Annotated in this window: 19 protein-coding genes and 2 tRNA genes; 8 read left to right on the plus strand and 13 right to left on the minus strand. The window is 67.0% G+C overall.

Features of this window, described 5'->3' with window-relative positions; genetic code table 11:
* Positions 1–24: 24 nt before the first annotated feature.
* Entirely contained in the window at positions 25–2,211 is a 2,187-nt protein-coding gene (locus MFF26_RS11095) for a GumC family protein (protein ID WP_137831044.1), read from the minus strand.
* A gap of 441 nt (positions 2,212–2,652) precedes the next feature.
* On the opposite strand from MFF26_RS11095, the gene MFF26_RS11100 reads away from it, so the two are divergent.
* A complete protein-coding gene (locus MFF26_RS11100) occupies positions 2,653–4,125 on the plus strand; it encodes a right-handed parallel beta-helix repeat-containing protein (protein WP_171015549.1) in 1,473 nt (490 codons plus the stop codon).
* A gap of 62 nt (positions 4,126–4,187) precedes the next feature.
* Here MFF26_RS11100 and MFF26_RS11105 read toward each other — a convergent pair whose 3' ends face one another.
* The 5 genes from MFF26_RS11105 to MFF26_RS11125 form a co-directional block, all read right to left on the minus strand.
* Positions 4,188–5,450 (minus strand): glycosyltransferase, encoded by a 1,263-nt coding sequence (locus tag MFF26_RS11105; protein WP_171015550.1) that lies wholly within the window; start codon positions 5,448–5,450, stop codon positions 4,188–4,190.
* A gap of 54 nt (positions 5,451–5,504) precedes the next feature.
* Entirely contained in the window at positions 5,505–6,974 is a 1,470-nt protein-coding gene (locus tag MFF26_RS11110; protein ID WP_171015551.1) for an exopolysaccharide biosynthesis polyprenyl glycosylphosphotransferase, read from the minus strand.
* Between the two features lie 112 nt (positions 6,975–7,086).
* On the minus strand, positions 7,087–8,088 hold the full coding sequence (locus MFF26_RS11115) for an NAD-dependent epimerase/dehydratase family protein (RefSeq protein WP_137831048.1): 1,002 nt from the start codon (positions 8,086–8,088) through the stop codon (positions 7,087–7,089).
* A 263-nt stretch (positions 8,089–8,351) separates the two neighbouring features.
* Positions 8,352–9,137: a WecB/TagA/CpsF family glycosyltransferase gene (locus MFF26_RS11120; protein ID WP_238307986.1), complete on the minus strand. Its 786-nt coding sequence runs from the start codon at positions 9,135–9,137 to the stop codon at positions 8,352–8,354.
* Positions 9,137–10,114 carry a UDP-glucuronic acid decarboxylase family protein gene (locus tag MFF26_RS11125; protein ID WP_137831050.1) on the minus strand — a complete coding sequence of 326 codons (978 nt, stop codon included), beginning with the start codon at positions 10,112–10,114 and terminating at the stop codon, positions 9,137–9,139. The genes MFF26_RS11120 and MFF26_RS11125 overlap by 1 nt, the downstream gene beginning before the upstream one ends.
* Positions 10,115–10,157: 43 nt before the next feature.
* Between MFF26_RS11125 and MFF26_RS11130 the strand changes: the two genes are divergently transcribed.
* The 4 genes from MFF26_RS11130 to MFF26_RS11145 all read left to right on the plus strand — a co-directional run bounded on the left by MFF26_RS11130 (position 10,158) and on the right by MFF26_RS11145 (position 13,385).
* Positions 10,158–10,454 carry a hypothetical protein gene (locus MFF26_RS11130; RefSeq protein WP_137831051.1) on the plus strand — a complete coding sequence of 99 codons (297 nt, stop codon included), beginning with the start codon at positions 10,158–10,160 and terminating at the stop codon, positions 10,452–10,454.
* Between the two features lie 258 nt (positions 10,455–10,712).
* The gene (locus MFF26_RS11135) at positions 10,713–12,089 is read left to right on the plus strand and encodes a hypothetical protein (RefSeq protein ID WP_137831052.1); all 1,377 of its coding nucleotides are present in this window, start codon (positions 10,713–10,715) and stop codon (positions 12,087–12,089) included.
* 601 nt (positions 12,090–12,690) lie between these two features.
* Positions 12,691–12,891 carry a hypothetical protein gene (locus tag MFF26_RS11140; RefSeq protein ID WP_137831053.1) on the plus strand — a complete coding sequence of 67 codons (201 nt, stop codon included), beginning with the start codon at positions 12,691–12,693 and terminating at the stop codon, positions 12,889–12,891.
* Positions 12,892–13,136: 245 nt separating this feature from the next.
* Positions 13,137–13,385 carry a hypothetical protein gene (locus MFF26_RS11145; RefSeq protein ID WP_137831054.1) on the plus strand — a complete coding sequence of 83 codons (249 nt, stop codon included), beginning with the start codon at positions 13,137–13,139 and terminating at the stop codon, positions 13,383–13,385.
* A gap of 225 nt (positions 13,386–13,610) precedes the next feature.
* Here the strand turns inward: MFF26_RS11145 and MFF26_RS26715 are convergent, their stop codons facing one another.
* The 5 genes from MFF26_RS26715 to MFF26_RS11165 all read right to left on the minus strand — a co-directional run bounded on the left by MFF26_RS26715 (position 13,611) and on the right by MFF26_RS11165 (position 18,712).
* The gene (locus MFF26_RS26715; RefSeq protein ID WP_505744334.1) at positions 13,611–13,883 is read right to left on the minus strand and encodes a hypothetical protein; all 273 of its coding nucleotides are present in this window, start codon (positions 13,881–13,883) and stop codon (positions 13,611–13,613) included.
* Between the two features lie 647 nt (positions 13,884–14,530).
* Positions 14,531–14,615: transfer RNA gene (locus MFF26_RS11150), tRNA-Leu, on the minus strand.
* A gap of 240 nt (positions 14,616–14,855) precedes the next feature.
* Positions 14,856–16,265 carry a 3-isopropylmalate dehydratase large subunit gene (gene leuC / locus MFF26_RS11155; protein ID WP_137831060.1) on the minus strand — a complete coding sequence of 470 codons (1,410 nt, stop codon included), beginning with the start codon at positions 16,263–16,265 and terminating at the stop codon, positions 14,856–14,858.
* 176 nt (positions 16,266–16,441) lie between these two features.
* Positions 16,442–17,674: a sensor domain-containing phosphodiesterase gene (locus tag MFF26_RS11160; RefSeq protein ID WP_238307987.1), complete on the minus strand. Its 1,233-nt coding sequence runs from the start codon at positions 17,672–17,674 to the stop codon at positions 16,442–16,444.
* 594 nt (positions 17,675–18,268) lie between these two features.
* Positions 18,269–18,712, minus strand: a complete 444-nt coding sequence (locus MFF26_RS11165) for a DMT family transporter (protein ID WP_137831062.1) — start codon at positions 18,710–18,712, stop codon at positions 18,269–18,271.
* Positions 18,713–18,962: 250 nt separating this feature from the next.
* Here MFF26_RS11165 and MFF26_RS11170 point away from each other — a divergent pair, with 250 nt between their 5' ends.
* The gene (locus MFF26_RS11170) at positions 18,963–20,102 is read left to right on the plus strand and encodes a glycosyltransferase family 2 protein (RefSeq protein WP_238307988.1); all 1,140 of its coding nucleotides are present in this window, start codon (positions 18,963–18,965) and stop codon (positions 20,100–20,102) included.
* A 121-nt stretch (positions 20,103–20,223) separates the two neighbouring features.
* On the opposite strand, the gene lipB is transcribed toward MFF26_RS11170, so the two are convergent.
* Positions 20,224–20,868, minus strand: a complete 645-nt coding sequence (gene lipB, locus MFF26_RS11175; protein ID WP_238308027.1) for a lipoyl(octanoyl) transferase LipB — start codon at positions 20,866–20,868, stop codon at positions 20,224–20,226.
* Positions 20,869–21,011: 143 nt separating this feature from the next.
* Here lipB and MFF26_RS11180 point away from each other — a divergent pair, with 143 nt between their 5' ends.
* Positions 21,012–21,317: a FliM/FliN family flagellar motor switch protein gene (locus MFF26_RS11180; RefSeq protein WP_137831531.1), complete on the plus strand. Its 306-nt coding sequence runs from the start codon at positions 21,012–21,014 to the stop codon at positions 21,315–21,317.
* Positions 21,318–21,439: 122 nt separating this feature from the next.
* Positions 21,440–21,524: transfer RNA gene (locus tag MFF26_RS11185), tRNA-Leu, on the plus strand.
* 470 nt (positions 21,525–21,994) lie between these two features.
* Here MFF26_RS11185 and MFF26_RS11190 read toward each other — a convergent pair.
* On the minus strand, positions 21,995–22,672 hold the full coding sequence (locus tag MFF26_RS11190) for a TerC family protein (RefSeq protein ID WP_137831530.1): 678 nt from the start codon (positions 22,670–22,672) through the stop codon (positions 21,995–21,997).
* Positions 22,673–22,758: the final 86 nt, after the last annotated feature.

A 22,758-nucleotide genomic window follows, 5' to 3' on the forward strand; every position in this document is an offset into this window, starting at 1 on the left:
CCTCTCCGGTCGGGACGCTTGCGGTCAGGAGGCCTTCGCGTCGAGCCGCGGGCACGTCTCCCGCTGCAGCGGCGAGACCGCGGCACGGGTCTCGAACAGCTGGCGGTACCGGCCGTACAGGGTGCACTGATCGATGATCCGGTCGCGGCGGTGGTCCTTCAGGTCGACCTCGGTCAGGACGATCCCGCGCACCCGGACCGTCTGGTCCTGCAGGCGTTGGAGCGCGGTGAGGACGACCTCGCGCGGGGTCCGTTTCCAGCGCGCGGCCAGAAGCGTCGCGTCGGCATGGTGGGCGAGGGTGACCGCCTCTTGGAACAGCAGCACCGGCGGCGCTTCGATCAGCACCAGATCGAACGCCTCCCGGGCGAGATCGATGAAGCGCGCGAAGGCCGGTGTCGCATAGAGGTCGTACCGGCTGCCGCCGACTCGGCCGCGCAGCACCGTCTGTCCCGCAGCGGGGCACGCGCTCAGGAACATCGAGACATCGCCCGAGACAACGCTGCCGAGGTCGGCCCGATCGTCCGGCGGATCCGCGTCGGCATTGCCATCGATGACGAGGACGCGCAGCCCGCGCTCCGTCAGGGCGTTCGCCAACGCGCCGCATAGCAGCGACTTGCCTTCGCCCGGAACCGCGGAAGCCACCAGCAGGATCTGCGGGGTAGGGGAGGTGCGCGACCACCCGAGTGACGCGCCAACCAGCCCGATCGCCTCGTCGAACATCCGACGCTCGCCCGCGGTCGAGCGTCGGTGGATCTTCGGCAGCATGCCGAGACAGCGCGTACCCGTATCCTCGACGAGATCCCCGGGCGAGCGGAACCCCGTGCTGTGTCGCTCCAGCATGATCGCCGCGCAGAGTCCGGCGCCGCTCGCGGCCAGGACTGACAGGCCGACGATGAAGGCGCGGTTGGGACCACTCGGTACGGTATCGGGCTGAGCGGGCATGATGGCCTGCGTCGTCGAGGATCTCATCCCAGCGAGCGCGACCGCTTGGGCGAAGCTGTCGTTCAACAGCTTCAGGCGTTCGCGGATGGCCGCGGCACTAGCTTGCAGACCCTGCAACTGGGTCTCGTGCCCCATCGCTTCGATCACGCTCTTCTTCAGCGTCTCCACCTGGGCTGCGAGAAGGGCTTCCTCCTGGAGCGCCGTGCGGCGGTCGCCCTCCAGGTTGCCGATCGCCTGCTCGATCTCTCGGCGAAGGCGCTCCTGCACGCCTTCGAGGCTCGCCTTGGCCGTGAGGTAGCCGGGGTGACGCGGCCCCGTCGCAGACACGGTCTGGAGGTCGCGATTGGCCGTCTCGACCGCTTCGAGCAGCCGCTGGATCACCGGCGCCCCGGCGAGATCCTGGGCGGACGGGACGCTGCCCGCGGCAAAGGCGTCGCGGGCCCGTGCCAGCCGGGCCTCCGCGGCGAGGCGGTTCTGGACGGCCGTCCCAAGACGGGTCGTGGCGTCCCGCAACTCCTGCTGGGCGAGGTTCGGAGCCCCCGCACTCCCCTCGACGGTACCCGTCCGCTGGCGGAAACGCTCTATCGCGGCCTCGGCCTCGTCGAGGGACGCGCGGGTCGCCGTCACCTGCTCCTGAAGCCAGGCGCTGGTCCGCTCGGCGGATGCGACGCCGATCTCAAGGCGGTTGCGCATGTAGGCATCGACGAAGGCGTTCGCGATCCGCGCCGAACGGTCGGGGTCACCCGATGTGTACGCGACGGAGATCAGGTAGGCGCGCGCGTCGTTGGTGACCTTGAGGTTGCGCGAAAGCTCCCGGGCGATCCTCTCGGCGCTTGTTCCCGTCTCGGTGACCTCCCGCCGGGATACCCAGTACGACCACAGGCGCGACAGCATCGACGGACGGGGCGCGAAGGCCGCATCCCGTTCGAGGCCGAGATCCTGGGCAACCCTTTGGGCGATGAAAGCGGAGCGGAGCACCCGCGCCTCACTCTCGACGATCACCGAGCCTTCGAGCGTCGCCGTGCCTGCCTGGGCCGATGGTTGCGGACCGGGCCTGCCGAGTTCGACCTGGACCAGCGCCTCGGCGGTATATTTGTCGGAAAGCAGAAGGCTCACCCCGGCCGATACGGCGGCCGCCGCCGCGATGATAGCTCCGATCAGGAGCCAGCGCCGTCTGAGCGCGGTGAGGAGCCCGAGCGTATGGTGTTCGTATGTCTGGCGGAGCAGGAGGCTGACGCCACGGCTCGGTTGCTCCACGGTCCGGTTCATCCGCGTATCGTCCTGATCAGGCGCCGGGCGAGCCCTTCAACGTCAGCGCCTGAACTGGCCGCGACGAAATCGGTCAAGTAAACCGCCGGTCATACGATCGAGCCTGCATTCGAACTGAGTTTGCATCCGATGGGAACGGGCGATTCGGGACTAGCCCGACAGCGGCGCCCTTCCGAACGGAGTGGTCGATTTGTATCCTCCAATGTTCGGGCGGATCATCGCGTGTGGCTCATCGACCTTTCGCAGGTTGCTCCGCCCAACGGTGTCACCAAGGGCGGAGTACGGCACGAAGGTCGTTCGAAGGGGTGCCGGCCGATCCTGCGGTCACGCGGGAAAAAGGTGTTAGCACCATGTTAAGGCTTGGGCGGCCCCATGCTCTGGCGCAGTTTGACCGGGTCCGGAGCTTTCTGCGGAGCGCCCGCGCGAGCGGCCCGATCGAACATGACGTTTCAGATAGAGACGGTTCTGGGCGCGCTGTCCTGCCTCGTCGCCATCCTCGTCGCCGCCCGTCCTCCTTGCGCCAACGCCGACACTGTCGACGACGCTCTCTGCCCCGCCACGGCGATCCGCGTATCGCCGGGGGAGTCGATCCAGCGCGCAGCGTTCCGTGCGGGCCCCGGCGGGACGATCTGCATCGAAGCGGGCCTGCACCGGCTGCAGCAGATCGCACCGTTGGCAGGACAGACTTTCCTCGGTGAGCCCGGCAGCGTCCTCAACGGCGCGCAGATCGTTGGCCCGTTCGAGCGCCGGGGGACGGTCTGGTCGGCTTCGGTCACCCTGCCGCGTTGGACGGCGACCGGGACGTGCCGCGCGGGCGCGCTGTGCTCGCCCCTGCCGTGGCTGTTCCTCGACGGTGAGCCGCTGCGCCGGGTGGGGTCGCGGGACGGTCTCGGCCCCGGGCGCTTCTGGTTCGAGCTGATGTCCTCGCGCCTCGTCATCGCGGACGATCCGACAGGCCGCACGGTGGAGGCGAGCACCCTGGCCACGGCGTTCCAGAGTCGGTCACCCGACGTGCGAATCCGCGGCCTCGTCATCGAGAAATACTCCTCGCCCCCCCAAATCGGGGCGATCCGGGGCGATCAGGCGGTCGGCTGGCGCGTCGAGCGAACGGAAATCCGCTTCAACATGGGGCTTGGCGTCTCGGTCGGTACCGACGGTGTCGTGCGCGAGAGCGTGATCCATCACAACGGCCAGCTTGGCGGGGCCGCGCACGGCCTGAGGGTCCGGTTCGAAAACAACCGCATCTTCGAGAACAACACCGCCGCCTTCGATCCTGGCTGGGAGGCCGGCGGCCTGAAGATCACCGAGAGTCGCGGCGTCACGGTGCGGGGCAACCATGTCTATCGCAATGATGGTCCCGGGATCTGGTGCGACATCGATTGTCGCGACGCCGTGATTGAAGACAACACGGTCGAATTCAATCGCGGCGCCGGCATCTTCTACGAGATCTCATTCGACGCGCTCGTCCGTCGCAACACGCTCCGCTTCAACGGCGTCAACAACGCGCCGTGGTACTGGGACGCCGACATCCAGGTCGCGGCATCGCAAGGTGTCGAGGTCGCCGACAACGACATCGCGGTGCGGCCGGGCGGGCGGGCGATCATGTTGATTGATCAAGGTCGGCGGAAGGAGGACGGCAGCCTCTATCGCACGACGGGCAACCGCGTTCACGGCAACCGGATCGTCTTCACGGGGTCGGGCGACGCGGGCGGCGTCACGGATACGGATCGCCTCTCACCCAACGGATCGATCATCGAGGCCGGCGCCAACAGCTTCGAGGCGAACACCTACACTGCACCGCTCGACGCGCCGCCGGGCTTCGTCTGGGGCCGCGACGCGCTCACCTTCGCGGCGTTTCAGAGCCTTGGGCAGGAGAGGAAGGGGCGCCTGACCTTCGGGGTGGTTCCACCGTGAAGCGGAGCGAGAGCTGCCAGCCTCGCCGCCACGCTCCGCTCGAAGCGTGAGGGGCGTCTCCGTCACCCGTGCGCGGAGGTCGGCCGCGGCGGACGGGACGCCAGCCTCGCCGCGATCTCGTCGTAAGCCTTCGTCACGAGATTCGACCAGGATAGCTCGTCGGCGCGCTCCAGCGCGGCCCGGCTCAGGCGCAGGCGCAGGCTCTCGGAGCGTGCAAGTTCGAGAAGGGCATACCGGAGCCGCTCGACGACCGCGGCCTGCGGACCATCCGCACGGACCGCCCGACCGCAGGCGTCCGTGACGACGACTGCCGGTCCTCCCAGCGCGAGGCAGATCACCGGAAGCCCCCGGGACAGCCCCTCCAGAACGGCCATGCCGCCCGAATCATGCAAGCTCGGGATCAACACAGCGTGTTGCCGCTCGTAGATCGCCAGCAAGTCGCCGCGGGAAACCTCGCCGCGCCACTCGACCGCCGAGCCCAGGCCCAACCGGTCGGCCTGCTCCTGGAGCCGCTGCCGCTGAGGCCCGTCGCCGACGACCGTCAGTCGGATATCGACCCCGTCCCGGCGCGCTCCGGAAAGGGCTTCGAGGCCGAGATGCAGCCCCTTCCAGGCAAGGAGCCGGCCCGCGAAGACAACGCGAAACGGCTCGCCGTCGCGGCGGGCGACGGGCTCGGCTCCGCGCCGCGACTCGACGCCGATCCCCAGATTGCACACGACCCGGGACCATAGGTGGGCCGGTAGCACGGCCCTCGTCTCGTCGGTGCGGACCAAAATCAGGGAGGCGCAGGCGAACGCGCCGCGCGAGATCGGGTCGAAGCGCGTCGTCCATGTGTGGGTCGCGCGTATCCGCTCCGCCCAGCGATCGAGGAGGGAAAGGCCGCGCCGCAGGTTGGGAGGCCCGGATTCGCCGCCTCCGAGCGGCCCCAAGATCAGGGGCAACCCCAGCCCACCGAGGCGCGTCGGATGCCGGATCGTCCCGAAGGTCACGTGATGCACGAGGTTGAAGTCGAGGGTCGGATAGGTTTTCCGGATGTGGGACGGCAGGGCGCATTGCCATAGGAGATTGGTGAAGAACCACGCCATCGGCTTGAAGCGGCTCCGCAGGCCGAGGTCGCGCAATCGCGTGAGCCAGCCCGGCATGAAGATCTCGAATGTGAGGTTCGGCGGCAGCCGGCCCGAGGCGATCTCGGCCCGGATCAGCGGTTTGAATTCGGTGCTCGTGACGACCGTCACCGCGTGGCCCAACCGCGCCGTCTCAAGGGCCCAGTTCCAGCCGATGCCGGCCTCCGAACCCTGGCCCGGGCCACACGAGAAAGCGCTCATCAGGATCTTCATCACCGTTTTCCAGGAGAGAGGCCGCGCCTTGCGCGAACCGATTCATCGCGCGCCGGAGCCGCCGATGACGGCGGGGATCGTCTCGAGAAGGATGTATAAGTCGAGCCAAATCGACCAGTTGTGAATGTAGAACTTGTCTTGGTTCTTCTGTACGGACAGGTCGCCATTGCTGCGCGAGGACACTTGCCATAGTCCGGTCAGGCCCGGCGGGACGCTCTGCCGGAGCGCTTGGAAAGGGGCGTCGAAGCCCTCGTAGTGGTAGGACGGGAACGGCCTCGGTCCGACGAGGCTCAATTCGCCGCGCACGACATTCCAGAGCTGCGGGAGCTCGTCGAGGCTTGTGCGGCGGATGAAATGGCCGATGCCGGGGAGGATCCGAGGATCGCGGGTGAGCTTGAAGTAGCGCTGCCACTCGTTGCGCGCCTCGGGGTCGGCGGCGAGATGGTCCCGCAGCCTATGTTCCGCATCACCGTACATGCTGCGAAGCTTCAGAACCTGGATCAGACGGCCCTGCCGCCCCACCCGCTGATGCGTGAAGAAGGCCGGACCGGGATCGACGATCCGGATCGTCACCGCGACCGCTGCGATCACGGGTGCGGCGATCAGAAGGGCGGGCCAGGCCAGCATCAGGTCGACGATCCGCTTGATGCGCCGGTTGCGGTGCCGATAGAGATCGCGTCGCAATTCGAGCCCGAGCCCGCTGCCCAGCGTCCGCGTCTGTATCCAGAGGCTCTGGAGATCCTGCGTCTGTTGAGCGACGACGACTCGGGGGAACGGCAATGGGCCGGAGCCGGCGAGATCGTTCAGGACGAGTTCGGTGCAGGAGCACACGACCGCGACCTCGATGTCGTCCCGCTGCGTCGCGTCGCCGATCGATCCCAGGATCGGCAATCTCGTCCGCGCCGCCTCACCCGGGTCGCCCGACGCATCGAGGACGAAGCCAATCGGCTTCAAGCCGAGTTCAGGCTGCGATAGCAGCGTATCGGCGAGGACGACGCCGCAGGCATCGGTGCCGAGGATCGCGGTCCGACCGCCCCACAGCCCGCGCCGGATCAGGAACGTCCGGGCCGCGACCTCGGCGTAGAAGCCGGCGACGAGAAGGAGAAGCCCGGTCAGAGCGAGGCCTGCGACCGACGCCGACGTCGCTCCGAGCCCAGCCGAGAAAACGAGGCAGCCCATCGTCAGGGCGAACACGCAGCGGGTGCGAAGGCGCAGCCGTTCGGCGGGACCGGGCCCGTAGCCGTCGTAGAGCCCGACGGCTGCGAAGGCTACGCAGGCGAGAACAGGCATTGCAACGACGTCCCACCCGCCGAAGCAGTCCATTCCCGTCAGGACGGACCCGGCGAGGACGGCGACCGCGGCAGCCGCGGCGTCGGTGGCCGCCAGGACGGCGATCACCTTGAGGCGCCGCGCGAATCCTGGCGGTGCCCGCGCAGCGAGGGCCTGCCGATCCGGCACGATGAATGGGCGGACGACGGCGTCCATCTGCGACTTCGCGGCGGACGTGCTCATGTCACGACATCTCCGTACGCGTGCGGCGTTCGTGGCGGGCGGCCCGGAACCGGAATCCCGGACCTGGGCGCCAGCTTCGTGCATGAGGCCGCGCCGAACGATGCGGGCGCGGCTACTCCGCCGCGACGGCCGAGATCGCCTGCGCGGGCTCGGACGGTACGCCGAGTTCCGACGCGATCCAGCGGTAGGTCGGCACAAGCCCTTCCGCGAGCAGGATGCGCGGCTCCCACCCCAGGACTTCCCGCAGCCGTCCATTGTCGCTGTTGCGCCCACGCACGCCCTGGGGGCGCGACAGGTCATGGCGCTTGGAGAGGTGCTTGCCGGCGATGTCGCTGACGAGATCGACGAGGCCGTCGACGGAGATCAGCTCGTCCGTCCCGAGGTTCAGCGGTTTATGGTAGCCGGATTCCATGATCCGATAGATGCCCTCAACGCAATCGTCGACATGCATGAACGAGCGTGTCTGAAGGCCGTCGCCCCAGATCTCGATCTCGCCACCGTCCGGGCTCAGGGCGACCTTGCGGCAGATCGCGGCGGGCGCCTTCTCCTTGCCGCCGTCATAGGTCCCGAGCGAGCCGTAGACGTTGTGGAAGCGCACCACCCGCGTCTCGAAGCCGTGATCTTCAGTGACGTACTGGCAGATCTTCTCCATGAACAGCTTCTCTAAACCGTATCCCTCCTCTGGATCGGCCGGAAAGGCATCGTCTTCCTTCAGCGGCGTCACATCGGCATCGCGCTGCAGGTATTGGGGGTAGATGCAGGCTGAGGACGAGAACAGGAACCGCTCGGCGCCTGACCTCCACGCCGCATCGATCATATGAACGTTGATCTTGGTGTTGTTGAGAGTGATGTCGGCGTGAGAGCCGGTGATGTAGCCGATGCCCCCCATGTCGGCGGCGAGGTGATAGACGTCTTGGACACCGGCAACCGCCATGGCGCAGGATTCCGCTTGGCGAAGGTCCATGACCCAAAACTCGTCCGCGGCCGAATCTTCGTATTCAGGTCGCTTAATATCGACACCTCGAACCCAGATATTCTTGCTCTTGAGAAATTTTACTAGGTGGTGCCCAATAAATCCACCGGCGCCGGTTACGAGTGCTCGCCTATCAGACATTTGGCATCTCCTCGGGCTCAAATAACAAGACTATGTATCTATAATCATTGGCGCTTTGCTATGGATTAGGGGTAGTAAGCCATTTTCGCTACTCTCCGCACCTGAGCGTAATACCGTCGGTTTTTGGGGTGGTACGCCTGCTCTACGGAAGACAGGTTTGGGTGCCACGTCGGACGGGAATCGCAATTCCCCCGGAAACCCCGTGGTGGAAGGGCGCGCGACCCTCCGGCGGGCAGCCGACGTCGCCTTGCCGGCACCGCTGCCTAACCTCTGATGCGGACCGCGCCACGCCGGTGGGCCAGTTGCGCCCCGGCCAAAACGAGGAAGCTCGGAACGATCGTGGCGTAGCGGCGCCAAAGCCGCCGCGGCTCGGAGGCGAGCCGGAAGGCCCATTCCAGACCGCTCCTCTGCATCCAGAGGGGCGCCTGCCGTTTGGTTCCAGCGAGGAAGTCGAAGGCGGCCCCGACGCCGATCATGACGGGAGCTTCGATGCGGTCGCGGTGGGCGCTCATCCACCGCTCCTGCTTCGGGGTACTGAGACCCACCCAGACGATGTCGGGCTTGGCCGCGTTGATCGCCTGCACCATCGCCTCGTCCTCCGCCTCGCTCGCGGGCCGGAAGGGGGGGCTCAAAGTCCCGACGACTTGGATGCCGGGATAGGCTGCGCGCTGCTGCGCCGCGAGTGCGTCGGCCAGCCCGGGCCCGCCCCCGAAGTAGAAGTGCCGGTACCCGCGCTCTTGAGAGAGCCAGCTGACCTCCCGCATCAGGTCCGGCCCGTAGACCCGGCGGACCCGATCGAACCCGAGCCGGTGCGCCATCCAAACCAAGGGCATCCCATCCGGAGTGACCAGCCCGGCCGCGCGCAGGATACCCCTCAGCTCGATGTCGCGCCGGCATTCCATGACGCCGTGCACGCCGGTGATGCACACGAACTGTCGCTGCCGCTGATCGATCCAGCGATCGATGGTGGCGACCGCATCCTCCATGTCGATCGCGCTGATGCCGACGCCGAGGATGTTGACGCGTATGGACGAGATCGACGCGCTCATCAGCTGGCCTGCTGGAGCGGGAGTACGGCCGACCGGCCACGCGTCAGCAAGGCTTCGAAATAGGCGATCGTGCGCTGCAATCCCCGGTCCAGCGGCACCCTGGGTTTCCACTGCAGCAGCTCGGTCGCCCGCGCGATGTCGGGGCGCCGCTGCATCGGGTCGTCCTGGGGGAGGGGGTGATATTCCACGACCGAACGCGAGTTGCACAGCGCGATGATGCGTTGCGCCAGTTCCTCGACGGTGATCTCGATCGGGTTGCCGAGATTGATCGGCGCAGCCGTCTGGCACTCCATCGCCATCAACCGAACGAGCCCTTCGACCAGATCGTCGACGTAGCAGAACGAGCGGGTCTGGCGACCAGTGCCGTACAGGGTGATCGGCTGCCCGGTGAGCGCTTGGATGATGAAATTGGACACCACGCGCCCGTCCTGCGGATGCATGTTCGGTCCGTAGGTGTTGAAGATGCGGGCGACCCGGATCGGCAGCCGGTGCTGCCGCTGATAGTCGAAGAACAAGGTCTCGGCGCAGCGCTTGCCCTCATCGTAGCAAGCCCGTGGGCCGGTGATGTTGACTCGGCCGTGGTATTCCTCAGGCTGCGGATGGACATCGGGATCGCCGTAGACCTCGCTTGTAGAAGTCTGAAGGATCCGCACGCGCAGGCGCTTCGCCAGCCCGAGCATGTTGATGGCGCCCATCACGCTCGTCTTCGTCGTTTGGACTGGATCGCGCTGGTAGTGAATTGGAGATGCCGGACAGGCGAGATTGTATATTTCGTCCACCTCGACGTAGAGGGGGAAAGTCACGTCGTGCCGGAGGATTTCAAAGGAAGGATTTTTGAGAAGCTCCGCAACGTTGCTGCGCGAGCCCGTATAGAAATTATCGACGCAGAGTACCTCGTTTTTCTCCCTCAGGAGCCGCTCGCACAGATGCGAGCCGATGAACCCCGCACCACCTGTCACGAGAACACGCTTCGCCATAACCAGTCTCCCAGCTTTGAAGCCGATCGAGAATGATCCTCAAATGCAGATCGATTTTCGATATCGAGATTACTCGCAAGCAGCCCGATCAACGATGCGCGATCCAGAGATCAGCCACCTCGACTTCGATCGATTTTTAGTGATGATCGTTCAAGCTGCAATGGATGCATCAGGATGCTACTGCTCTGGAAATGTACCATTGCGTACTAATGCTTTCAGAACGGGAATCCGTTGGTGTTCGGATCGTCAGCGCCATAGCGGCCAACACTGGGCGCACCAGCGTGAGGGCATCGCCCTAGGCTCGGTGGAAATTCTGGCTACAACCAATTTGCGCGACTGATATCCAATATTTACCCCCACATACCGGACTAATGATTTATCGATTTCGTATCGCGCAGTGAGCGATCGTAGAGTTCAGGTCAGACACCAAACTGTCTGTAGGCATTGTAAAAGATGCCATTTTGAAGAACCTGTTCCCATAATAACAATAACGATCGCATGCTACGCCCCGGACCGGGAGCAATATCGCTTGGTCCTGACTTCGCCCCAACCGAACACCGGTTCCACGCCAAATCCATCTCTCGACAGAGGGCCAGCCATGCAGCCCATAGACTTCTCCCTGGCGTTGTGCGGTTTCGGGCCGGCGAATTCGGGATTGCTCTTCAGCTTGGCGAAGAGCGGCACTCTCACCGCTGTCGCCCCTCGGGGCGTCCTGATCATCGAGCGCGGTCGCTCGCTCGGCAGCGGGAGCCTGTCACGCTACAAGATCCCGTCGAACACGCTCGCGGACGTCATCCTGGAATGCGTCTGCGATGAGCGCCTTCCGGCGGCCATGACGCGGCTGCGACAGCGATCCTCCACCATCGCGCGGCTCGAACGCATGAGGGGAGAGGCACCGGACCTCGATCTCGTTTCCGAATGTCTGTCGGACGCGGCCGAATTGCTCGTCTCCGACCTCTCGCAGCGCCACCGGATCGCCCTGCGGCGCGAGCATCGCATCGAGGCCGTCACCGTGCGCGATGATGGAATGTTCGATCTCGTGCTGCGGTCGCGCTCCGGCGAGCAAGTCAGCGCGCGGGTCGCTACCCTCGTCTTGAACCTCGGTGGGACGCAGGCCGACGAGAGCGGCGCGAGTCTACGGGATCTCCTCCACGGCGTCCCGCCCGGCAACGTGCCGGTCCTGCATTCCGACCCGATTCTGCAGTATTCCGAGTCCGATCTGCTCGCACGTCTCTCACCCCATATCGGGGCGCGGCGCACCCTCGTCGTCGCCGGAAGCTCGCACAGCGCCTTCTCGGTGATCGAGCGGCTGGCGCCGGTCTCCGAGAGGTTGGGCCTCGCACGCATCGTCCTCGCCCATCGCTCGCCCCCGCGCTTCTACTACCGGGATGTCGCGCAGGCGCAGGCCTTCGGCGAGCACGTCGATGTCCAGCAGGACGTCTGCCCCCTCAGCGGCCGGGTGAACCGACTCGGCGGCCTACGCTTCCGCACCGCCGATGTGGCGCGCCAAGTCTTCGAAACGCAGCGGTTGGATCGGCACCGCATCGCGATCGAGCCCAGGCACGTCGCCATCGGACGCAGCGCCCCCGGCGCCACCGGAGATCTCAGCGACGTGGCGGCCATCATCACCTGCTTCGGCTACCGGCCGCGGCTCCCGCTGCTATGGGACTCTGCCGGCGCGCCGTTGCGGCTGGCGGAGGATGAGCACGGCCTGACGACCGATGATGTCGGGCGCCCGATGCGCGACGACGGACGCGTCATCCGCGGTCTGTTTGCCTTCGGCCTCGGCTCCGGCATGAGCATCGGCACCGAAGTCGGCGGAGAACCGAGCTACCGGCGGCGGCTGGACGGGATATGGCTCTATCACAATCACGTCGGCGCCAAAGTGACGACAGGCATGCTGCGCGATATTCATCGAGACGATCGCGGTATTTCGGCAAATATTACGGTTGCCAGTCGCCTCGAGACGCGTTGAGGAGCGGCCGTGATCGGTCCCCACGGGGCCATCCGAGTCACAGAGCTGAAACAGGGCTGGTCCCTGCTCCACGGGCCGCTTGGCCGGCGGAGCCTATGGGGTGAGCGCAGCCGGCCAAGGCGTGGAAGCGGGCAGCAATCTCCCCGGGGCCGGCGGGCGGCAACACAGCGCGCCGTACGGCCTGACTGTGTTGTCGTGATGCCGCCAAATCTCGGTCAGGTCTGCGCCTCCATCAGGGTGCAGAACACTTCACCACCTGAGATTCCATTCCGCTGACGCGCGTTAAGCTTTCGTCGTAGCCATTCTCCCACGACGCTCCGACCCTGCGCGATCCGCACGTGTGCCTGCCGCAGCTGGGCGATGATACCTTCAGGCTTATGCTGCCGCACTCCCATCCGTCCGCTCTCGTCCTGGCCCAGCAGCCATGCCGCAAGGGCGGACCACGCACCGGGAGCGGATCGGTCCTAGGCCGATCTTCTGTTCGCTTCGCAGGGACAGGTGCGGGAACCGACCGACGGCTTGTCGGTTAGATCTGCAGATTGGATCTGTTCTAATTCGCATTGCGGTGGCAGGTCCGCCCACCAACTCCCGGAGCATCCCCATGGCGAACGCCAAGTGCGAGAGCTGCAAGTTTTTCGACGAGCACAAGGTCAACGGCGCGGTCGCGCAGCACGATGAGGGCTTGTGCCGCTTCAACCCGCCGGTCAACCAGCCTGGCCCGGATGCCCACGGCCTGTGGCCAGTGGTCGGCTCGTCTGACTGGTGCGGGCACTACACCCCCGAGATGACCGCCGCCGAATAAGGCGTCGCACCGCGTCAGCTCGCAAAGGGCTAGCCGAGAGGCTGGCCCTTTTTTCGTGGGCGGTCTCAACGAAACGGGCCGAACCGCATCCCATTCGACTCTATGGACCTTATCGACCGCTGATTATGCAGAGCATCGATCCATATTATGAAAACTGCCAATTTGATTCATGAGGCTACTGTCAGCACATTCCTCTTCACGAAGCGACGGCGCCCCGCCGCAAGAAAATGAAGAGGCTGAATGTCATGACCAAGCAGATCATTACGCGGGCCGCCGCCGGCCTGGCGCTGACCCTCCTCGCCACCGGCGCCTTGGCGGGCGAGCCGGCGAGCGTCGACAACACCAAGACGGTTGGTGCCCTCACCCTGGAGACCCAGGGGCTCGCCACTGACACCGGCTCGGTGCACCGTCAGGGTGGCTACGCCCTTCCCGGCGCCGTCCAGTGGAAGGTTCCGGCCGCCGACGATCGGGTGAAGCAGGCCGCTGCCTTCTAACTGCGCCTTATGGAAGCCCCAGCCCCGCCGCCCGATCTGCTCACGGGCTGGCGGGGCGTGTCGTGTCCGCACGACGCTGAGCCGATACGCGACGTGGCTCGGTGCCACCATGCCGAGGATGGGTTAGCCGGGGATCAACCCTGCCCCAACCCGCGCGTCCCATTTCTACCCCGCGGCCGTCATCATCTCGAGGATGCCCAATCTGTCCAAGGAGCCGTACACGCCCTATGCCAAAGCTTCAGGGTGCAGAGCCTCCGTCCCGTTGAAACGGCGCGGTATCAGGCGGCAACCGTCATGCAGCTTGCGATGCTGCAGGCTGATCCTGGGCTCGCTCGTGTAGCTGCCGGCGGTGATGACCATGCCGTGGCAACACGGACACCGCTTCGGCCTTTCCCGATGATTTCGATGCGCCTCATCGGCAGGGACGCGGAGCCACGTGCCCTCGACCTTGACCTCGCAGACAGGTGAGGAGCGCTTGACCATTTTCCACCCCATCATGAAGATCTCACGGCGCCGACGCCATCCGGTGAAACGACCTTCCGGGCGTTGAGAGGGCGACCCCTCAAGGCCTCAAGGGTCTGTAGCCGCCCGCGTAGGCGCGCCAAGCCGTCCAATTCGTGGAACAACGCTTGCTCGGCCCTTGCGGTGTCGCTTTCGGTCACCAACAAGGTCCGCACCGTCCCGGCTTGTATGGATGCCCTGTGCTCTGCAGCCGCAATCTCGGCACGCACGGTCGTCATCAACTCGATCCAGGGCATCGTCGCACGATCGTCCAACCGCCCACGAACTCAGGCGTCGGCCGGTAACGCATCTGAACGGCTAAGGTTCGCTCAAGCCAGCGATCCCGCCCTCTACGTATGGGACGAAGAACAGCCGCTCATTCGGTGTGGCCTCCGAGAATGTCGGAAACCCCAATTCGACAAGCTGTGAGAGTAGGGGCACGTCACGCACGCCCTGATGCTTGCCGACGCGCGTTATACAATCCGCTGGCACAGCCCGCCGCAGATGGTAGACGCCATTTTTAGGATGCTACCAAGAACGCGTCGTCACCAACGCCATTTGCACCACCCGTTAGTACTACTCGGGCAGCCCTAAATCGCTGATACTGTTGTTTGCTTTGGTAACTCAGCGGCTTAGCCAGCTGATGGTGCCCAGGAAAGGACTCGAACCTTCACCTCTTGCGAGACTGGTACCTGAAACCAGCGCGTCTACCAATTCCGCCACCTGGGCGCCGGGTCGTGTCCGACCGGCGATGGGGTTCGTTTAGGGGGCGGCGGCCGAGGCGTCAATCGCTGTTTCGCGTCGGTTTGCAAAAAGCTGAACCGCTGCGCCGGGACGGCAGACGCGCGTGGCTCTCACCCAACGGCATGCCGCGCGGGAAGAACAGTCGAGGCCCCGCGCGGCACGCCCATTCGTCTTCAGGCGTCCCCTCGGCGCCGAGGGTCACCCTGCAATCGGCGCGGGGCGTTCTCAGCCGCGCCAGTCGCGGATATCGACGAAGCGGCCGGCGACGGCCGCCGCAGCGGCCATGGCCGGGGAGACGAGGTGGGTACGCCCGCGCGGTCCCTGGCGGCCCTCGAAGTTGCGGTTCGAGGTCGAGGCGCAGCGCTCGCCCGGCCGGAGCTTGTCGGGATTCATCCCGAGACACATCGAGCAGCCCGGCTCGCGCCAGTCGAAGCCCGCATCCTTCAGGATGCGGTCGATCCCTTCGGCCTCGGCCTGCGCCTTCACCAGGCCGGAGCCCGGCACCACCATCGCCGAGACCCCCTCGTGGACCTTCCGGCCTTCGACGATCTGCGCGACAGCGCGCAGATCCTCGATCCGCCCGTTCGTGCACGAGCCGATGAACACTCGGTCGAGCGTCAGGTCGGTGATGCGCGTACCCGGAATCAGGCCCATATATTCCAGGGCTTTCTCCTTGGACTGGCGCTTGTTCTCGTCGGCGATGGCGGACGGATCCGGAACCGTGCCGGAGATCGAGACCACGTCCTCCGGGCTCGTCCCCCAGGAGACGATGGGCGGGAGATTGGCCGCGTCCAGCCGCACCTCGCGGTCGAAATGCGCCCCCTCGTCGGTGGCGAGGCTCTCCCAGTAGCGCCGCGCCGCGTCGAATGCCGCGCCCTTCGGAGCCTTTGGCCGGCCCTGAACATATTCGTAGGTGATCGCATCGGGAGCGACCATGCCGGCGCGGGCGCCGCCCTCGATCGACATGTTGCAGATCGTCATCCGCCCCTCCATCGAGAGGGCGCGGATCGCCTCGCCGGCATATTCGATGACGTGGCCGGTGCCGCCCGCGGTGCCGATCTCGCCGATGATCGCCAGGATGATGTCCTTGGCGGTCACGCCCGGCGGCAGGGTGCCGTCGACGGTCACCCGCATGTTGCGGGCCTTGCGCTGGATCAGTGTCTGGGTGGCGAGCACGTGCTCGACCTCCGAGGTGCCGATGCCGTGGGCGAGGGCCCCGAAGGCGCCGTGGGTCGAGGTGTGGGAATCGCCGCAGACGATCGTTTGCCCGGGCAGGGTGAAGCCCTGCTCCGGCCCGATGATGTGGACGATGCCCTGGCGCCGGTCGAGGGCGTCATAGAATTCGATGCCGAAGTCGCGCACGTTCTCGGCGAGCGCCTCGAGCTGCGTGCGGCTTTCCGGATCCTCGATGCCCTTGGAGCGGTCCGAGGTCTGGACGTTGTGATCGACGACCGCGAGCGTCTTGCCCGGGGCGCGGACCTTGCGGCCGGCCACGCGAAGTCCCTCGAAGGCCTGGGGGCTCGTCACTTCGTGCACGAGGTGCCGGTCGATGTAGAGGAGGGCGGAGCCGTCCGGCTGAACATCGACGACGTGGTCGTCCCAGATCTTGTCGTAGAGAGTGCGCGGCGCGGTCATGGCGAGACGTGTCTGACAGTTGCTGGACCCGCCTGGAAACGTCCCCTTCGAGTCGCCGGAGAGGGCGACGGGCAAGCGGGGACGATCCGGCAGGAGAACCCTTTAGTAATACCCCCGCACGGGTTTCGGAAGGGTGGAGGCGCACATCGCCTCCGCCCCTCCGGCGTCGGCCCCGCTCAGGCCGCTTCGTCCGGGAAGAGCGCGGTTTCCGGCACGCGCACCGCCTCCTCGATCGCGACGGGGCGGCCGAGCAGGTAGCCCTGGGCACAGGTCACACCGATGTCGCGGAGCGCCGCGAACTCGGCCGGCGTCTCGATCCCCTCGGCCACGACCTCGCAGCCGGTGCGACGACCGTAGGCGGTGATGGATTCAGCGAGCGCCCGCCGGGCCGTATCACGGTCGATGGCGCGGATCAGGCTCATATCGAGCTTGATGTATTCCGGCGACAGTTCGAGCACGTGCCGGAAGGTCGAATGCCCGGCCCCGACATCGTCGATGGCGAGCCGCAGCCCCTGCGCCCGCAGGGGCGCCAGCGCCTGCCGCAGCCAATCGTAGGATTCGACGCCCGCATGCTCGGTCAGCTCGAGCACGATACGGTCGAGCGGCGCGTCCGCGAACAATTCGGGGAAGCGCGGGCTCACGATCCGCGCCGGCGACAGGTTGACCGTGAGCTTGAGCCCGGGATCGAGCCAAGCGAATGCGGCTAGGGCGCGTTCGGCGGCCAGGAATTCCAGGGCTTCGTCGAGACCGAACTGGGCGGCCTCTGCGAACCACGCCTCCGGCCCGCGCATCGGCTCATCCGGGAATCGCGCGAGGGCTTCGAAGGCCTTCAATCGGCCATCGCGGAGGCTGTAGATGGGCTGATAGGCGATCTGGATGGCGCCGCCTTCGATCACCGCGTTCAAGCGTGCGCGCCGCATCTCCCATTCGGAAGCGGCACAGCGTTCCCGTTGCAGGATGGTCCCCACGAGATCCGCGCAGAGCCGCAGCAGGCCGAGATCGCGGGTGGTGAGCGAACGATCGGGGGTGAAGCTGAAACAGCAGACGGAGCCGTAGGTCGTCCCATCGGAATGCCGCAGGGGCACGCTGAGATGGGCCCCCACCGGAAGATCGTGGGTGACCGGCAGCTGGAGTGCGGTCGGATCCTCGCCGGCATCGTGCATCAGTTCCGGCATCATGCCGCGGGCCACGTAGTAGCAGAAGCTCTTGTCCAGCGGATCGGACGCGCCGACCGTGATCGGATGGCCGGACGCTTGGCCGTCTGTAAAGCGGAAGACGCGGCGTCCGCTGACGAATTCGGACACGAACCCGACATCCATCGCCAGATGGCGGCGTACCGCCTGCAGCACGGACTGAACCTGCTCGCCGGCCGTTCCGGGGCCAGCGTCGAAGAGGGGTGCGAGCGACACGCGGGTGGGTCCGAGCGGTGAAGGCCGGCATTTCCGAAGGCCCAGGCCGAACACCCGCGAAGCGTCCCGCCGGTCGGCGATCCGTCGGCGGGCAAGGCCGGAACACAACCACACGATAGCCTCAGGAAATCTCTTCCCGCAAGTGAAGCCCGAACGCTGCACGGCGCGGAAACTTGCTGGATTCGGATGGAAACGAGTTTTCAACGCAGATGAGCCGCGTCGGTCGGGTTTCTGAAAGGCGCTGGTGCTTCGCGCCCGAACCGCCGGTCCGACGACGAACTCTTTCGTCTGTCATAGAAATCCCGGCGCAAGCGTGCGGATGGCCTCACGCGTTCCCGGCCAGGCCATGAGCCCGCCTATACGATGTTGTGATCGCCTCTGCGGTCGTTTCGAAGCGCAGCTCTGACCGGACTGGAAATTGTCCCGTCCGACCCCTTCGACTGAGGGTACGCCGTCCGCCTCTCGCGGGAGGGAACGGTGCGGCGGGCGCTTCGGGCCGCGCCGCTTGGGAGCGGACCAGCGAGAGGGGGTCCTGACCGCTCGACCTGGCGATCGACCGCGACAAGACCGCCAGCGGCTGCGTCTGCAGCGGCTTCAGGACAGGGCGACGAGCATGACGCCTGCGATCATCAGGCCGCCGCCGACGAGACGCATCGGCCCGGCCGCATGGACCTCGAAGCCGACGAGACCGAAATGGTCGAGGGCGATCGAGGTGACGACGCCCGCGGTCACGAGGATGGCCAGGAACGGCGCCGCCCCCACCCGCTGCGCCACGAAGAGCTGCGCGATCAGGAGACCGACGCCGACCAAGCCGCCGATCCAGGCCCACCAGGGCGCCTGACTCGCCTGCTGCGCGCTCGGCACCGTGAGATGTCCCGAGATTAAGCCGATGGTGAACATGCCGAGGGTGCCGACGAACATCGAGATGAGCCCCGCGGTGAAGGGCTCTCCGAGCGACTTGGCGAGTTGTGTGGTCTGCCCGGGCTGGATCGCGTTGGCGATGCCGGCGATGAGGACGGCGCCGTAAAGGAGGATCATGGTCGCGGCATCCGTGCGGGGCCGCCACCGCGGGCGGTGCGATGGAGCGGCGAGGGGAGGGCGAGCTTTTCGCCCGGAGGCGCGGAAGCGGCGGGACCGGGGTAACCATGAAACCGGGGCGCGGCCTGGCCGTTTCCGCGGCAAAGTCCCTCAGCCCCGGTTCATCGAGCGTGGCTAGAACCGCCGCACGACCATCGGCGATTCGCCGGAAAAGCCGGTCGCCCTCGGCCGATCCTCTCGGAGCCCCTGCGTGCCCTCCGTTCTCGACACCGTCATCGCCGTGCCTGTCCGCAACGAGGCCGAACGGATCGTGGCCTGCCTGCGGGCGATCGATGCGCAGACCGGCCTCGCGCCGGGGCGTCTCGGGCTCGTGCTGTTCCTCAACAATTGCAGCGACGGCACGCCGGACATCGTCGCCGACCTTCTGCCTCGCCTCACGCTCCCGGTGCGGGTGATCGAGCGGACCTATGCGGGCGCCCATGCCGGCTGGGCCCGCCGGGCCGCGATGGACGCCGCCGCCGCTTGGCTCGACGAGGTGGGAGCGTCGGGCACGCTCCTGACCACCGACGCCGACAGCCGCGTGCCGCCGGACTGGGTCGCGGCCAATCTCGCCGCCCTGGATGCGGGCGCCGATGCGGTCGCCGGCCGGGTCGAACTGATCCCGGAAGAGGCGGCGCTGCTGCCGCCCTCGCTGCCCGCCCGCGGCCGGCTGGAGGATGCCTACGACGCGCTCATCACCGAGATGGAAGCGCGCATCGATCCCGATCCGTCCGATCCGTGGCCATGCCACCGCACCACCATCGGCGCCTCCCTCGCCGTCCGCCGCTCGGCCTATGGGGCGGTCGGCGGCATGCCGGAGATTCCCCTGGGCGAGGACGGCGCCTTCGTCGCCGCGCTCTTGGAGCAGGGCTTTCGCGTCCGCCACGACCGGGCCGTGATGGTGTGGATCTCCGCCCGTCTCACCGGCCGGGCACCGGGGGGCGTGGCCGACACGATCCGCTCTCGCTGCGAGGAGCCGGATGCGCTCTGCGACGCGCGGATGGAGGCGGTGCCCCGCGCGCTGCACCGCTACGCCTGGCGCGCGCGCCTGCGCCGCCTGCACGGGCAGGGCCGGTTGGCCCACGATCTCGCCTGGGCGCGCCGCCTCGCCATCCCCGATGCGGAGGCCCACCGCATCGCCGCCCTGCCGCGGGTCGGCGAGATCGTCGCCGCGGTGGACCGCGCCAGCCCGCGCCTCGCCTATCGCCCGCTGATGCCGCGCCAGCTGCCCGGCCAGATCCGCCTCGCCCGTCTCGTCCTGCCGGTGCTGCGACTGGCGCTGCGGCTGCGCCGCGCGACCCCGGCCCTCCCGCCGGTCGCAACGGTGCCCTCGGCCACCGCCGACGCCTGAATGCGAGGTTTCGAAAGGACACGTCCTTTCGCGGGTCCAGGGCGGAGCCCTGGCTTTGGAGGGAAACCGGGGCTTTGCCCCGATACCCCGGCAAAGGGATGATCCCTTTGCGATCCCAGATCTACGCTTCGTCCCGCGTCTCGCCGAAGATCGGCTCGAAGGCCGCGCGCAGGGCCATGTCGACCTCGGGCAGGCTCACGATGCGTCCGAGATCGGCGAGGCTGGTGACGCCGTGCTCGCGCACGCCGCAGGGCACGATGCCGGAAAAATGCGACAAGTCCGGCTCGACGTTGAGACTGAGCCCGTGCAGGCTCACCCAGCGCCGCACCCGGATGCCGATCGCCGCGATCTTGTCCTCGACATGCGGTCCCTTCTCAGGCCGGCGGACCCAGACGCCGACGCGGTCCTCGCGCCGCTCCGCACGAACGTTGAACGCATCCAGCGACGCGATCAGCCACGCCTCCAGGCTCGCCACGTAGGCCCTGAGATCCGGCCGGCGGCGGTTGAGGTCGAGCATCACGTAGGCGATGCGCTGGCCCGGCCCGTGATAGGTGTATTGCCCGCCCCGCCCCGTCTGATGGACCGGGAAACGTTCCGGCTCGACGAGATCGGCCGCCTTCGCCGAGGTGCCTGCGGTGTAGAGCGGCGGATGCTCGAGCAGCCAGACCAGTTCGTCCGCCTCGCCCAGGGCGATGGCCGCCGCCCGCGCCTCCATGGCGGCCACGGCCTCGTCGTAGGGCACAGGCGCATCCGAGACGCGCCACATCACGGGCGGAGCACCGGCCCGCGGCAGGAAGGCGGCGGGCGCCGTCGCGAGCCGGGGGGAGGGGGGAACGGGGGCGTCGTTTACCAAGGCTTCACCATCCCTCGTGAAGGATTCCCCGAGCGGTCGAGCTGGAGCATGCGCGCGTGGCGGTCCTGGACGAACTGAAGGTCGATCTCAAGGTCGTGCTGGGGCGCAGCCACATGCCGCTGCACATGCTGCTGCGCATGGGCCGCGGCGCCGTGATCGAACTCGACGCCACCGACAGCGATATGGTCGAGATCCTCGCCAACGACCACCCGATCGCCCGCGGGCAGATCGTGGTGACGGGCAACCGCATCTCGGTGGAGGTGACGGAATTGATCCGCAAGGCGGAGGTCGTGCGCACGCCCGGCGTGACCATCGGCGAGGGGGCGGTGCCGGTGCTGGAGCAGGCCGACCCCGTGGCCTGATCGGCCGAACGGGCGGCTCGCGGACAAAGAAGCGATCCGGCGCTTGTGCCGGCCCCAAGCTTCTGTTATCCGCTGCGCCGCCCACACGAAATGCCGGCCCGCCAGACGGACCGGCGGCAAGGGCGGCCATGGCGGAATTGGTAGACGCGCTAGCTTGAGGTGCTAGTCCCGCGAGGGGTGGAGGTTCGAGTCCTCTTGGCCGCACCACTCTCTTTCTCATCGAGACGGAGAGATGTGCTTTGAAAATCGCCGAATGACCGATTGTTGCTGGGTGATCTTCGAGCGATTGCTTCGATCACCTGATCGCCGACAGCCTGTCTCTCGGGTTGCGTGGTGCGCCTGAAGCCATCACCGCTGCGGCATCCTACTGATCCTAAGCCGTCCAGGTCTCGCACCGATGCGGACCGGGCAGTGCCATCGGCATCTCATGAACCGTGGATGCGCTGGAATCGGGCGGCGATGGGGTACCCGGCACATTTCGACGCTCACGCCTCAAGCGTGCTTGAGCCGTTCAACAGCCCTTCGCAACTCTTCGACGGCCAGCCCTGCGGCTCGGTTGCGCCTCCATGCCGGGCCCGGCGGATGCCCCCCCGCTCGACGGGAGGGGTCCGGGCCGAGCGCTCGGACGAACGCGGACGAGCCGCCCATGGCTCTCGCGACGACGGGGCCGGAGCGTTTCAGGCCCGGACAGTGCGGGCGTGACGCAGCCGGATCAGCAGGCCGAGGGCCACGGTGATGGCGAGGCCGGCGGCGGCGAAGGCATAGTGCAGGGCGTGCTCGTCCATCGGCACATAGGCCTTCACGTAGCTGTCCGAGGCGATGATGCTGCCCGCGACCCAGCCGAGCAGGGCGGCGCCGGCCCAGATGAGGATGGGGAAGCGCGCGAGGAGGCCCGAGATCAGCGCGCTGCCGGCGATGACGATCGGGATCGACAGCAGCACGCCGAAGGCCATGAGGTAGATGTTGCCGTGGGACAAAGCGGCGATGGCCAGCACGTTGTCGAGGCTCATGCCGGCATCGGCGATGGCGATGGTGGTGACGGCGCCGAGCAGCGTCGTGCTGGCCTTCGCCTCCTCGTCCTCCGCGCCGTGATCGATCACGAGCTTGGCCGCGACCCAGAGCAGGAACAGGCCGCCGATCAGGCTCAGGCCCGGCACCGCCATCAGCCACGCCACGCAGAACGCGAAGATGATGCGCAGGCCCACCGCCGCGGAGGCGCCGAGGATGATGCCCATCCGTCGCTGCGCCGGGGGCAGCCGCGAGCACACCATCGCGATCACGACGGCGTTGTCCCCCGAGAGCAGGAGATCGATCCAGATGATGCCCGCGAGGGCGGCCCAGAAATTGGCGTCCATTTCGGTCCCCTCGGGCAAGAAAACGGCGGCCCGAAGGCCGCCCGCGCCGAACCCGGCCTCGGCGCCGTCATTCATTATACCAAGCG

Source organism: Methylorubrum suomiense (genome assembly GCF_022179765.1).
In the GTDB taxonomy this organism is placed as follows: domain Bacteria; phylum Pseudomonadota; class Alphaproteobacteria; order Rhizobiales; family Beijerinckiaceae; genus Methylobacterium; species Methylobacterium suomiense.